The organism is Candidatus Brocadia sapporoensis, from assembly GCF_001753675.2.
Classification (GTDB): Bacteria; Planctomycetota; Brocadiia; order Brocadiales; family Brocadiaceae; genus Brocadia; species Brocadia sapporoensis.
On sequence record NZ_MJUW02000072.1, the window covers coordinates 21,417 to 35,962 of the forward strand.

General features: G+C 44.9%; 8 protein-coding genes. 4 read left to right on the forward strand and 4 right to left on the reverse strand.

Translation table 11 applies throughout. The features are described 5' to 3' along the window. Window positions 1-176: 176 nt before the first annotated feature. Window positions 177-3,386 (forward strand): efflux RND transporter permease subunit, encoded by a 3,210-nt coding sequence (locus tag BIY37_RS06215; RefSeq protein ID WP_070066977.1) that lies wholly within the window; start codon window positions 177-179, stop codon window positions 3,384-3,386. A gap of 177 nt (window positions 3,387-3,563) precedes the next feature. On the opposite strand, the gene ettA is transcribed toward BIY37_RS06215, so the two are convergent. The 3 genes from ettA to BIY37_RS06230 all read right to left on the reverse strand — a co-directional run bounded on the left by ettA (window position 3,564) and on the right by BIY37_RS06230 (window position 9,155). Further along, complete coding sequence (gene ettA, locus BIY37_RS06220; RefSeq protein WP_070066978.1) at window positions 3,564-5,249, reverse strand: energy-dependent translational throttle protein EttA; 1,686 nt, start codon at window positions 5,247-5,249, stop codon at window positions 3,564-3,566. A gap of 155 nt (window positions 5,250-5,404) precedes the next feature. Then, window positions 5,405-5,974, reverse strand: coding sequence for a lipid-binding SYLF domain-containing protein (locus BIY37_RS06225; RefSeq protein ID WP_070066979.1), 570 nt, complete (start codon window positions 5,972-5,974; stop codon window positions 5,405-5,407). Window positions 5,975-6,140: 166 nt separating this feature from the next. Then, a complete protein-coding gene (locus BIY37_RS06230) occupies window positions 6,141-9,155 on the reverse strand; it encodes a M28 family peptidase (RefSeq protein WP_230402452.1) in 3,015 nt (1,004 codons plus the stop codon). Between the two features lie 408 nt (window positions 9,156-9,563). Here BIY37_RS06230 and BIY37_RS06235 point away from each other — a divergent pair, with 408 nt between their 5' ends. The 3 genes from BIY37_RS06235 to BIY37_RS06245 all read left to right on the forward strand — a co-directional run bounded on the left by BIY37_RS06235 (window position 9,564) and on the right by BIY37_RS06245 (window position 13,785). Beyond that, window positions 9,564-10,349, forward strand: coding sequence for a carbonic anhydrase (locus BIY37_RS06235; RefSeq protein WP_070066980.1), 786 nt, complete (start codon window positions 9,564-9,566; stop codon window positions 10,347-10,349). A 6-nt stretch (window positions 10,350-10,355) separates the two neighbouring features. Beyond that, complete coding sequence (locus BIY37_RS06240; RefSeq protein ID WP_070066981.1) at window positions 10,356-10,610, forward strand: Smr/MutS family protein; 255 nt, start codon at window positions 10,356-10,358, stop codon at window positions 10,608-10,610. A gap of 409 nt (window positions 10,611-11,019) precedes the next feature. Continuing rightward, complete coding sequence (locus tag BIY37_RS06245) at window positions 11,020-13,785, forward strand: cation-translocating P-type ATPase (RefSeq protein WP_070066982.1); 2,766 nt, start codon at window positions 11,020-11,022, stop codon at window positions 13,783-13,785. A gap of 454 nt (window positions 13,786-14,239) precedes the next feature. Here BIY37_RS06245 and BIY37_RS13890 read toward each other — a convergent pair. Then, on the reverse strand, window positions 14,240-14,546 hold a 307-nt coding region (locus BIY37_RS13890; RefSeq protein ID WP_230402453.1), incomplete at its 5' end, for a hypothetical protein.

Consider the following 14,546-nt stretch of genomic DNA (forward strand, 5'->3'; position numbering starts at 1 on the left):
AGGGGCCAGGGGTGGGTGGAATGTCGTTGGGTTTTTGTCTTTTAAAACCCAACCTAATTTATGGAGAAGAATCTCTTCACTACAGAAGATTCGTGAATTAATTTTAAATATAGGCTTTGATTAAAAATAGGCCAGAAATCTGTGTAAGCTGTGAAATCTGTGGTTACAAAATTAGTATGATCAATAAACTCATTGAACTCTGCCTCAAAAACCGGTTCCTCATCATCTGCTTCTACCTTCTGGTGATATTTGGTGGCGTCTTTGGTTTAAAGAATATCAACATGGATGTCATTCCGGATATCGGTGAAAACCAGTGCATCATCTTTACCGATTGGCCAGGACGCAGTCCCCAGGACGTAGAAGATCAGGTCACCTACCCCCTGACGGTTAATCTGCTTGGAGTACCCGGCGTAAAAGTTATACGCTCCCAATCAGGCTTTGGCTTTTCCATGATATTTATTGTCTTCCAGGAAAAGATTGATTTTTACTGGGCGCGCTCTCGTGTGTTGGAGAGGTTAAATTTTGTACAAGCGTTGCTTCCAAAAGATGTTGTCCCCCGATTGGGTCCAGATGCCACGGGACTTGGTCAGATTTTCTGGTATACCGTGGAAGGCGAAGGATATGACCTTGGACAACTGCGTTCCATACAGGACTGGTTTATTCGCTATCAACTTAATGCTGTGGAAGGCGTTTCAGAAGTCGCAGGAGTTGGTGGTTTTGTCAGACAATACCAGGTCGATGTCGATCCCAATAAATTGCTGGCATACCGTTTAACAGTGGGAAACGTGTATGAAGCCGTGCGCAAGAGTAACATCGACGTAGGCGCCAAGGTCGTAGAAAGCAATAATATGGAGTTTATCGTCCGTGGACTTGGATTCATAAAAAACGTTTCCGATATTGAAAATATCACGGTGGGCAGTTATAACGGTGTGCCCATTTTCGTCAAAAACGTAGGTATTGTGCAGGTTGGGGGTGATTTCAGACGCGGGGCGTTGGATAAGGAAGGCGCCGAGGTTGCTGGCGGCATTGTCCTCATGCGACAGGGGCAAAACCCCCTGGAGGTGATTAAAAGGATAAAAAAGAAGATGAAAGAGATTGCGCCGGGGTTGCCGCCGGGCGTAAAGATCGTGCCCTTTTATGACAGGGAAGGTCTTATCTACCGGGTTATTGATACCCTGAGAGAGGCGCTGATAGAAGAGATCATCATCACTTCCCTGGTTGTAGCGATTTTCCTCTTACATGTCCGGAGTATTTTTATCTGCTGTCTCGGATTCCCTATATCCATACTTGTTTCATTCCTGGGCATGTATTTTATGGGTATCGACTCAAACATCATGTCCCTCACAGGTATCGCCATTGCAATTGGTGAGGTAAGCGATATGAGCATCGTCATGACGGAGAATATCTTCAGAAATCTCATAGAACAAAAGGATAAGAAAAGCAGACCGCAGATCATCCTTGACGCCTCGAAAGAGGTTGGCAGTTCCATTTTCTTCGCTGCTTTAACCACCATATTTATGTTCTTTCCGGTATTTGGTCTCACCGGGCAGGAAGGAAAGCTCTTTAAACCGCTGGCGTGGACAAAGACCTTTGCCATTGGGGCATCGGTTGTTATGGCAATTACCCTGGTGCCTATACTTTGTACCTTTCTGTTAAAAGGTAAACTAAGGCCTATGGAGGAGAATTTTTCCTCCAGGATGCTTTTGAATGGTTATCAACCCGTGCTTAGGTGGGTGTTGGATCATAAGAAGACGTTCCTTGCTATCCCGCTTGCCATTGTCGTTTCATCTGTCTTTGTGGCAAAAAGGATTGGGAGGGAGTTCATGCCGCCCCTGGACGAAGGTTCTATCCTGTTTATGCCGGTGATGCTACCCAGCGTGGCCTTAACGGATGCCTTCAGGGTCATGCAGAAACAGGATATGATAATAAAATCCTTTCCGGAAATAGATATAGCAGTTGGAAAATTAGGGAGGGCGGAAACCCCTACAGACCCGGCGCCCGTCGAGATGTTTGAGACCGTTGTTACCCTAAAACCAAGGGAAGAATGGCGTAAAAAGAAGATCGAATACAAATTTTTAAACTATGTGCCCCCCCTCTTTCATCCCCTTTTTCATTGGATTTTGCCAGACGAGCGAACGATTACCAAGCAGGAACTCATCAAGGAAATGGATGAAGCTTTAAGGATACCTGGTGTTGCAAACATATGGACACAGCCCATCATAAATCGTGTGGACATGCTGGCAACGGGAATTCGTACATCGGTTGGTGTCAAGATATTTGGAACGGACCTGAACGTATTGCAACAATTGGCCATTGACATTGAAAAAGCGCTACAGGATGTGCCCGGTGTTGCGGATCTTTATGCAGAAAGGATCACAGGAAAACCATATCTGGAATATCATATTAAACGGGAGGAAATCGCCCGCTATGGTATCAATATCCAGGATGTGCAGGATGTTATTGAATCTGCTATTGGAGGAGAAAATATTTCCACAACGGTAGAGGGACGCGAGCGCTATCCCATACGGGTCAGATACGCCCGGGAACTGAGGGACAATTTTGACGCGCTAAAAAAGATTTATGTTCCAAGCTCTGGAGGTCAACGTATTCCTATTACACAGGTCACCGATATACGTTACGTAATGGGACCGGCCATGATCAGCAGCGAGAATGCCCTCCTGAGGGCTTATGTCCTAATGAATGTCCGCGGTAAAGATCCAATGAGCTTTGTAGAAGAGGCATCCAGGGTCGTGTCGCAAAAAGTTATGTTGCCTCATGGGTACTTTGTTCAATGGAGCGGTCAGTTTGAAAATCAGATCAGGGCCAGAAAGAGATTGCAAATCCTTGTGCCTTTATCCATGGTTGTTGGCTTTCTCCTGATTTTTATGGCCTTTAAATCATTCCCGCAAACAATGTTTATCCTGTTTGCCGGTATACCAACGGCCATTGCAGGTGGTGTCTGGCTTCAATACCTGTTTGGCTATAACTTCAGCGTCGCTGTCTGGGTAGGTTTTATCTCTATCTTTGGTATTGTGGATGACGATTCCGTCCTTATTACTACCTATATTAACGATCTGTTTGGTAAAAGGAAGATGAAAAGTATCCATGATATCCGTGATACAATTCTGATGGCGGGCACACGAAGGATACGGCCATGTGTAATGACGGCTGCCACCACCTTTATTGGACTTATACCTATCCTGTGGGAAACTGGCGCCGGCGCAGAGGTTGCCAAACCCATGGCAATTCCATCTATCGGGGGTATGGCCATGGCATTGGTCAGCGTCTTCATCATCCCCTGCCTGAATGCCTGGCACAAGGAACGTAAGTTTTTGAAAGCCGTAAAGCAAAACCCCGGAATTAAGGAGACCGGAGTTTTTGTGTAATCAGACTGTTGTGTCGAAAATATATTTTTAATCAGAAAAGTTTTTTAAAAAAATAGAACATGCAGTTGAAGGACTGTATGAAATAACAGGAACATAGCAAAGCCTTTGGGCGACAAGCTGCAGCCGGCCTTTTGATTCTGTTTAAATGCGCATTGATTAGAAACAGCGAATCTCATATTACGTCCTGGTCAAATGACGGTATTTAATACGGTGGGGCTGATCGGCAGCAATGCCAAGGCGTTTTTTTCTATCCGCCTCGTAATCGGAATAGTTTCCTTCAAACCAGACCACCTTGCTGTCTCCTTCGAAGGCGAGGATATGGGTGGCAATTCGGTCCAGAAACCAGCGGTCGTGGCTGATCACCAGCACACAACCAGAAAAATTTTCCAGGGCATCTTCCAGTGCCCTCATGGTATTCACGTCAAGATCGTTCGTAGGTTCGTCCAACAGTAGCACATTGGCCCCCTCTTTCAGGATACAGGCAAGATGCACCCTGTTCCGCTCCCCTCCTGACAAACTGTTCACAGGTTTCTGCTGGTCGGTGCCGGAAAAATTGAAACGCGCCACATATGCCCGTGAATTGACTTCCCTGTTACCAAGCTTGATAATATCGCGTCCTCCGGAAATGATCTCCCATATCGTCTTTTTCGGATCAAGGGTCGTACGGCTTTGGTCAACATACCCAAGCGTAACCGATTCCCCAACCCGAATGGAGCCCGTATCCGGTTTCTCCTGGCCGGTAATCATACGAAAGAGGGTCGTTTTTCCGGCTCCGTTCGGGCCGATGATTCCCACAATCCCGCCGCGTGGCAGGGAAAACGTCATTCCCTCCATCAGGATGTTATCCCCGTACGCCTTGACGACGTTATCTGCTTCAATAACCAAATTTCCTAGTCGGGGGCCGGAAGGGATGTAGATTTCCAAATCCTTTACCCGGGTTTCGTTCTGCTGTTCAAGAAGAGATTCATAAGATTTAATACGCGCCTTCGATTTTGCATGTCTGCCCTTCGGGGACATTCTGATCCATTCAAGCTCACGCTGCAGGGTCTTTTGTCGCTCGGTTTCCTGCTTCTCCTCCTGCTGTAATCTCTTTTGCTTTTGTTCAAGCCACGACGAATAGTTTCCCTTCCAGGGGATTCCATACCCCCTGTCCAGTTCCAGAATCCAGCCGGCTACATTATCGAGAAAATAACGGTCATGGGTTACGGCTATGATAGTTCCCTCATAAGCCTGTAAATGGTGCTCCAGCCAGGCAACGGTCTCGGCGTCAAGATGATTCGTCGGTTCATCCAGCAGTAAAATGTCCGGCTTTTTGAGTAATAACCTGCATAGCGCTACACGGCGCCGTTCACCACCGGATAAAACCTTTACCGGAACATTCCCTTCGGGGCAACGCAGTGCATCCATCGCCATTTCCAGTCTGGCATCCAGATCCCATGCACCCAGGGTATCGATCTTTTCCTGCACTTCACCCTGTCGCTCAATCAGTTTATTCATGTCTTCGTCTGACATCGGCTCGGCAAACCGTTCGTTGATCTGGTTATATTCCTTGTGCAGATCTACCAGTTCCTGCACCCCTTGTTCCACAATTTCCCGCACCGTTTTTGTCTCATCCAGATGTGGTTCTTGTTCCAAAAATCCCACCGAATAACCGGGAGAAAGGGTTACCTGTCCGTTAAAATCCTTATCCACTCCGGCAAGAATGCGCAGGAGGGAACTCTTCCCTGATCCGTTTAGTCCCAGTACGCCAATTTTTGCGCCGTAAAAATATGAAAGAGAAATATCTTTCAATACGGGTTTTTTTTCATAGTGTTTGCTCACCTTAAACATGGAATAGATAATTTTATCCGGCTGATTACTCATAAAGATGTCTCTTGAGAAAGATTATTGAATTTCATACCACAATCGGAATAACTTGAGGAGGTATCTGTAAAGCAACTGCGAATTAAAGACAGTTTACGACAAATGGATTAAGCGAAACGAATCCACCGCTTCATTTCTAGAAAAAAACAACCAGGCTACTTTGGTTTAAAGGTAAATTTTTGTCCCCCAATCGCAGCCTCGTACATTAAACCGGATTTCGATAAAGTAGCAATGGCAACACCCTCACTGTATGCTGCATCCGCAGAAACCCCGGAGGTCGCTGCTATAGCGGACGCCTGCGCCCCTAGTTTAAGCTTACCGGCCTTGAAGTCTTCGAGGGTCGCCTTGTCCTTGAAAAAAACAATCTCGCTGTATTGCTGACCACCAAATTGTAAACCCAAAGTTACCTGTACCAGATCGGCAGTGCCAATGTAGTTCCCCTTTTCATAAACTTCCCCCTTACCGTGAGCCGCTCCTATGCCAATCCCCCCTTTCGTTACCGTGGGGAATACTGCGTAACCGTATGCCTTCTCAAAATAGATATCCAAATACGAATAGTGAGTTTTAAAATCCGTGATCGTTTTTGCAGACAGTGTTTGGGTAATGTCAATATCATGACCTTTTGCAGTTTCCGTTTCGGACGGACGCCATCCTGCATAAACGGACCCGGCTGTAATATTCGTTAAGGTAATCATGATAAGATTTACCATAAGTAATTTTTTCATTTCATACTCCTTTAAAGTCAAATTTGTGTTCGATTCGAGAGATTCAGCATTCGTCTGAAAGACTTTTTCCGCAACGGGCAATCAGTATAAGGAATAGTAAACAGACTTTCATTCTGAGCCTAAGCAGGCAAAGCGCCTCCTGGAAAAATATTTGGAGACATAAAGATTATTTTCGCGCCACCGGCACGATAGTTAAGGTTTCCCGCTTACCGTTCCTGAGTACGATTATTTCGATTGGTTTGCCGAATCCCGCGGTATCCATCAGATAATTGTAATCGTAAAGATTGGTAATCTTGTTACCGGCAATTTCAACAACAATATCCCCATTTTTCATTCCAGCCTTATCTGCCGGTCCATCCTTTTTCACCGTGTCGATCTTAACTCCTTCTTTCGTTTCAGAGGTAAAATCTGGTATTGTTCCCCATGAAGCTTTTCGGCTAACCTTTTCTGTTTTATGTTCTTCTAAGGGTGTAATTCTTTTGTAATCCGGACGTTCTGTCTGCGGAAGCAGATCAATTAAGATTGAGCGCGAGAATCCGGCAATCCTTACCATACCATCATAATTCAGAGTTATTGGGTCATCCGTAGGACGGTTATAATCTTCGTGTACGCCGGTAAAAAAATGGATTACCGGGATCCCCTTCGGGTAGAAGGAAGAAACATCCGTGGGTTGATACGGATCTTGAAGAAGTTTTACTTGAAATCCCGCTTTTACATTGGATTTTTCTATAAGCCGGCTCCAGATATTTGACGAACTTACTCCTTCGACAATCAGATTGTTTCCTCTCAGCCGGCCTACCATATCAAAATTCATATAGGCAATGACGTTTTTGAGAGGAACCGTTGGATGGCTTGCAAAATAGGAAGATCCAAGGCATCCCAGTTCTTCGCCTGACCAGAGAGCGAAGACAATTCCTCGTTTAAAGATCTGCGGATTATTTTTCCGTTCTTCTGCAAGTGAAGAGGCTAGTTCCAGCACAACAGCAACACCCGATGCGTTATCGTCGGCGCCATTGTGTATCTGTCCCTCTTCCTCCTTATGTGCCAGCGAATCGACACCACCGCGTCCAATATGGTCATAATGTGCGCCAACAATGATACACTCAGCACCTTCACTTTTTTCATCCGGTGGCAAAAAACCGAGGACATTACAGTCTGCTTCTTTTATTTGTTCAACAGCAGTAGAAACTTTTACCGTTACTTTCGGCAAAAGAAAGCTACCCTGGGTTTGAGGATTTTCAGTATCCAGTGCTGCTTGAACTGTTCCAAGATTTCTGCCGGAATTGGCAAAGAGCGCTTCGGCTACCGCACCGCTTATGGAGACTACGCTGATTCCTGAGTCTGCAGATGCCTTATCGCGGGAAAAAGGGATCAATTTCCCTGCATCAGAAGACCCAGGGCCAATGACAACTAACAATGCCCGCGCCCCGCGTTCACGCGCCAGCACAGCCTTATGTCGTAACCCCGAGTGTCTGCTGAGTTCCAGATGCCTTTTCATATCGACCTTTTCGGGAACGTGGTGAAGAATTAAAACGATCTTGTCTTTTACGTCAATACCAGCGTATGAATCATATCGGTTACCGTTATCTCCCGGGATGGATAGGCCGTAGCCGGCAAAAACCACCTGCCCTTCTACCCCACCATTAGCGGTAAATGTAAGGGGAAGAAAATCCCTTTCCACCTCAAACGACACAGTTTCTGTTCCCTTTCCTTCTCTCATAATTTGAAGATGGTTTTGAGAAGGGACGAATTTCGATCCTGAGATAAAAGGAAATTCCTGGAAGTATCTGCCCTTGTTTCCGAGGGGTTTTAGCCCGATTTCATGAAAATAGCCGGCGATATATTGAGCTGCCATCTGGGTGCCCCGGCTACCTGTCATCCTGCCTTCCAATTCATCAGAAGCCAGGTATTTTACCTGTGCGCAAAGGTCAGCGGAAGTAATGTCCGGAGAAAACCGATATGCTCCGCTTTTGCCCTCATCATATTGCTTCTGGTTGGTATCGGTTGCGGTGTCTTCTTTCAACGCGCCAGAGGGGGCATGCAGTTCTGTTGCCTGAGCACCGGATCTGCTGGGGGATAATTTTAAAGCCTCCCTTGCTGCTTCGTGGTTCCAGGCAGCAAGAAATAATTGAGAATCACCATTTGATGTGCGTCCGGAGGTCCACGCAAGCTGTTTGCCGTCAGGTGAAAATACCGGTAAACCATCGAACCTATCGGTAAACGTTACCCGTACAGGCTCTTTTTCTCCCCGGGTATCTACGAGAAACAATTCACAATTCGTGAATCCCAGTTTATTTGAATGAAAAATGACATACTCGCCCGATGGATGATAATAAGGAGCCCAGGACATTGATTTGAAATCGGTCAGTCTGCATACATCTGTCCCGTCAACTTTCATGGTGTAGATATCTGCCAGCATGCCATTCTCATTGAAATGCCTCCAGATGATCCGCTCACCATCGGGACTAAAAAACGGTCCGCCGTCATACCCGTCCCAGGTAGTTAATCGTTTTTGATCGGAACCATCGGCATTCATGATATAGATTTCACCAAAATAACCAGGATTCGTTTCCATGCGTTTTCGGTCTTCCGGTGTAAGTTTTTCAATCGGGTAGGCATCCCGCAAAGAACAAAATACAATTTTGTTTCCATCAGGAGAATAGGCGCCTTCCGCATCATAACCGACTGCGTTCGTTAAGCGCCTTAATGCGCTTCCATCACGGTTGGCTGAAAAGATGTCGTAGTGGCTGTCATAATCCCATGTAAAACGACGCTTTTCCCCCGATGAACGGAATTCAATTTCCGCCTGTTGCTTTGCCCTGGCTTCAGGGTCAAGGTGGGTTGATGCAAAGAGTACCTCGTCAGTATTGGGCCGAAAAAACGAACACGTGGTTTTTCCCGTCCCGGGAGAAATTCTATGCGTGTCTCCCGTCTCTAAATTCATCATATAAATCTGATAAAATGGGTTCTCCGGGTCACGTTCGCTCTGGAAGATTAAAAATTTTCCGTCCTGAGAAAAATAACCTTCTCCGGCGCTTTTCCCTTGGAGAGTCAGTTGTCTGATATTCGTTAAAAATTGATCTTCTCCTTTTTCAGGCTCATGAGCGCATACGGCTTTCTTGTCAGGGCATATCGCGAGTATAAGCACAAACACCATAAACACGGCTACTATTTTTTGCATAAAAATATGGTCCTCTCTCCTACTCGTCATGATAATACACAAAGTAGGCAGACAAATGATATTGTATCAGGCTGCATTGAGCAGCGGCCTTTTGTTTGTAAAGCGATGAGGTTCGCCGCTCTACAAAGACAACTTTGAAATTCCTTATCATAATTAATTTAACCATCCGGCAACGCCTTCGTTTAAAGAGGAGGGTTGCTTTTACAAGAAGAACGGTTCAATACTTAGAAATCTGCGGACGATAGTATTTCGAATAATAATAAACCATGAATCATCTGTCAATACATAACTCCTCTTTCATTTATGTAATTTCTCGATTGACAGGACACTATGGGATTGCTATAAATGCGAGGCCTTGAAGAAATAGATTTTTTATGAAATGACCTGTACCTAACACGACGAGATATAATGAGTATATTTCAACGGCTTTTTTTGACAATACTTTTCCTGTCTCTCTTTTTTCCTGGAACAAATAATTTACTCGCCGAGCCAGACAATCAGGAACATGCACCTCATCGGAGCAATAAAGGCGAACATGGTTCCGGGCATTGGGGTAGCAGAAAAGATGATTGTTTTAAATGTAACGATAATATGAGGCAGAGGCAATCCCCCATTGGTATTTCCACAACCGAAAAAGGTCCTCTGGAGAGTATCAACTTTCATTACTATCCAACCCCTTTAAAAATCATAAACAATGGCTATACCATTCAAATCAATTATGGAAACGGGAGTTACATAACTGTTGGCAACACACGATATGAACTTATGCAGTTTCATTTTCATCATCCCTGTGAACATATTATAAACGGGCAATCTTACCCGATGGAAGCGCATTTGGTACATAAAGCTGCAGACGGGAAACTGGCTGTTGTTGGCGTACTTATGAAAGAGGGTAAAGGGAATGATTTCATCAAAACGCTATGGAAGTATTTCCCGAAAGAAGGTGAGAACGAGGTTGTTTCTATCGGTCAAAAAATTGACGCCAATCAACTGCTCCCGGCGAATGTTATAAATTATTATCATTATTCCGGTTCTCTAACAACACCCCCCTACAGCGAAATTGTTAATTGGTTTATTTTAAAGACACCAATTACAATATCAAAGGTACAGGTAGACACATTTAAATCGATCTTTAAGAAGAGTGCCAGACCAATTCAGCCCCGACACGGAAGGATTGTCAAGGAAAACAATTAATTTTGTATGGCAAAATTAAAACTTGATCTGCACGACATTTGCAAAAACGGCTCTTTAATCGAAAGCGAACTCAACCGGATTATCTTTGAGGCCGTTGAGAAAAAGATTGCACTGGTGGAAATCATCCCGGGAAAAGGAAGCGGGCAGTTAAAGAAAACCGTCCTACGCTTTCTTAATCGCACGGACATCAAAAAACTCTATCACCGTATTGAGAAAGATCGTGACAATTTTGGAAGGGTTTTTGTCCATTTTAAGCATTAATAGCAATTGTTAACAGAGAATAACAAATGATAACTAGTGTCTGAACGAAGACTACCAAAAATGTCATTTTGAGTGAAGCGAGAAATCTTTTGAGCATTGAAATTGTAGGGTTTGAAAATTTCTCCCTCCGGTCGAAATGATAAAAGTATGTATTTTTGTTCAGACACTAACCAAATTGCGTTTGACACGTTTATGTAAGATATGATAATGTGACGGAAATTTCATACTTTTTTTGTCCGTATCAAACACACCCCCCTAAATCCCCTCTTTTTAGCAGAGACTCTTGCTCTCTCTTCTATAAAGAGGGCCCGGGGCGTGCCGCAAGGCAGCCAATGTTTCGTCTCGTATCGTACACAGGAAATGTATGGGAAATTCCTTTCAAAAAGCTAAACGGTTACAAAGGTAAACAATGAATACATTCTGGCATATAATGCGGGTTGACGAGATTTCGCAGAATCTTGACACCAATATAGACACCGGGCTCAGCCATGCCACGGCGGAAGATCGGCTAAGGAAATACGGATATAACCAACTGGAGGAAAAAGAGGGCATATCCCCCTTCGTGCTCTTTTTAGGGCAGTTTAATGACTTCATTGTCTGGATATTGCTTGCGGCAGTTGTAATTTCCGGAGTACTGGGAGAATGGATCGATGCCCTGGCTATTGTCTCTATCGTGGTAATTAATGCTGTCATCGGATTTACTCAGGAATACCGTGCAGAAAAATCACTCGAAGCCTTGCAGAAAATGGCGACTCCTTTTTCAAAGGTAATGCGTAATGGTGAAATGCATTCCATTTCTTCCCGAAACATTGTGCCGGGGGACGTTGTATTGCTGGAAGCCGGAGATTATATCCCTGCCGATGGCAGGCTTTGTTCCTCTTTTGGCCTGAGTACGCAGGAATCTTCCCTTACGGGAGAATCAACACCCATAGAAAAATTTACAGAGCCCCTCCCAAACCCCTCATTATCTCTTGGTGACAGAGAAAACATGGTATTTATGGGCACTTCAGTAACAAGCGGCAAAGGAACGTGTATTATCGTAACAACGGGCATGCAAACTGAACTGGGTAAGATTGCGGGTCTCATTCAGGAAGCTGGGAAAGAGGTGACACCCCTCCAGCACAAGCTCGAGGTGTTTGGAAAGAAACTCGTCTATTTGTGTTTAGGAATTGTAGCGATCGTGTTCCTCCTGGAGTTATGGCGGAAAGATCCGCTTTTAGAGGCCTTTCTGGTATCCGTTAGTCTTGCCGTTGCAGCAATTCCAGAAGGACTACCGGCTATTGTAACCATTGCCCTGGCGTTAGGGGTGCAACGTATGGTGAAACGGCACGTGCTGATTAGGAAACTGCCATCGGTAGAAACCTTGGGATGCACCACGGTTATTTGCTCAGATAAAACCGGCACTCTAACCCAGAATGAGATGACGGTGAAAAAGATCTTTGCCAATAGCAAGACCGTGGATGTTTCAGGAACGGGTTATGCTCCGGTAGGAGATTTTACTATCAACGGTACGCCTCTTTCAGAAACGGATGAACGATTCGTAAAGCTCGTTTTGGGTATAGGAATCCTGTGCAATAATGCGCATCTGAAAAAAGATCATTCTGCATGGACGGTTCTTGGAGACCCTACCGAAGGCGCCATTTTGAGCGCCGCTGCGAAGGTCGGCCTCTGGAAGGAAGATTTACAGAAGACTTTTCCCTTCGCTTCAGAGATCCCCTTTGATTCTAACCGGAAAAAGATGTCCATCGTCACGAAGACGCCTCACACATCCCTGCTTGTTTGCGTGAAAGGAGCAGCAGATGTCATTGTAAAAGATTGTGTAAAAATTTACACCAACGGAGAACTGAGAGATCTGAGTGAGGATGATGTGAATGTGATAGTAAACAAAAACAATGAGATGGCAGGAGATGCTCTCCGTGTGCTTGGTATCGCATTTAAACCTATTGATCCGGAAGCGATTAACCCCGCACCTGGAATTGTAGAGAAGGATTTAATTTTTGCAGGTTTATTAGCCTTGATTGACCCACCCAGACCGGAGGTAAAGGATGCGGTCAACACCTGCCACAAAGCTGGAATAACGACCGTTATGATTACCGGGGATCATAAGAATACGGCTAGGGCAATTGGGGAAGAACTGGGATTTCTTGGTAATGAGGTAAAGGTAATTGATGGTATGGAACTCGACACAATCCCTGATGAAATTTTAGAAAAGCTGGTATCACAGGTGGCTATCTATGCCAGGGTTTCCGCAGAGCACAAACTCAGAATCGTGAAGGCGTGGAAGAAACAGGGCGCCATTGTTGCTATGACCGGTGACGGTGTAAATGATGCTCCGGCTGTAAAAGAGGCAAATATCGGCATATCCATGGGGATTACGGGTACCGATGTGACAAAAGAGGCATCTGACATGGTGATAACGGACGACAACTTTGCTTCTATCGTAGCCGCTGTTAAAGAGGGAAGAGGCATTTACGATAACATAAAGAAATCGATCCATTATTTGCTTTCGTGTAATACAGGTGAAATTCTGACGATGCTCTTTGCCTCAATATGCAACCTCCCCCTGCCTCTCTTCCCGATACAAATATTGTGGATAAACATTGCAACGGACGGGTTACCGGCGCTAGCGCTCGGCGTTGACACCATTGACCCTGATATCATGAAAAAATCCGCCAGAAGGTCGACCGAGAATATCATAGATAAAAGTCTCGGCGCCTTGATTATCTTTCAAGGTTTTCTCATTGCCGTCAGCACCCTTTTTGCTTATTTATATATTTTTTATGACACAAGAAATGAAAATCCAGGCCATTTATATTCCTGGTTCCTCCATGAATTGATACCCTGCTTTTCAGGTGCCAGATTATTTGGCGATCTCGAACGAGCAAGGACGGTTGCCTTCTCTGTGATGGTCGTCTCCCAGTTATTTCAGTCTTTTAACTGCAGAAATGCAAATCGCTCACTATTTGAAATTGGCGTGTTTACCAATACAAAACTCTTGTTGGCGGCAGGGATCTCCCTGGCTATGCAGGTCGCCATTATTTATATTCCCTATACAAGACATATATTTAAGGTTGTACCTTTGGGATTGCAGGATTGGATAATAGTCTTTGGGTTCTCCTCCCTTATTTTTGTCGTTATGGAAATAATAAAATGGTATAAACGAAAGGGTGTTTGACGAAACATCAGATCATGTCTTTCGCATCACCGGAAGCGAAATCTCTTTAGCATTGTCAGTGAATGATTTTAAATCCAAAACCAAAGATACATTTTGGATTATTATTACGACAAAGATATCATCATAAAAATCAATTCATTTAACCTGTAAACAATAGCTTTTTAGGAAAAAGAAGCTATACACGGCTCGCAACTTTCAACGGTGAGAATCTCTTTGCAAGATACAACTTCCTCAATAATCTCGTCCCCCTGCCAAAATGAAGGTTTTACAATAAATGACTTGGCTTTTAGCATCTTTACATATTTTCTTGAATCATCCTGAAATAAAAAGGTTATCTGCATTTATCGGTAATAAATAGCAGATTCATTTTGTGTGGATATGCATACAAACAATCTGACTATATCTTCCTTTCGAAATCGTTGGTGCAGCAGAATCACCATACCCCACTAGTTATTCAATGTGCCCGTTCTTGTTTCAATCCACGCTCCCGTGCGGGGAGCGACGGTTGTTGTGGGTGCTGCTGTGGGTGATGTGCCGGTTTCAATCCACGCTCCCGTGCGGGGAGCGACCTCAACAAGCGACCCGTGCTTTGCATATTCACGCGTTTCAATCCACGCTCCCGTGCGGGGAGCGACGCTTGGCCTATCAATCGAGACAATCCGCCTCGTGTTTCAATCCACGCTCCCGTGCGGGGAGCGACTTTTAGCCCGACCTTCGCAATTCGAGGGGTGTATGAGCTGCTAAGCCAGCAAATACAAGGG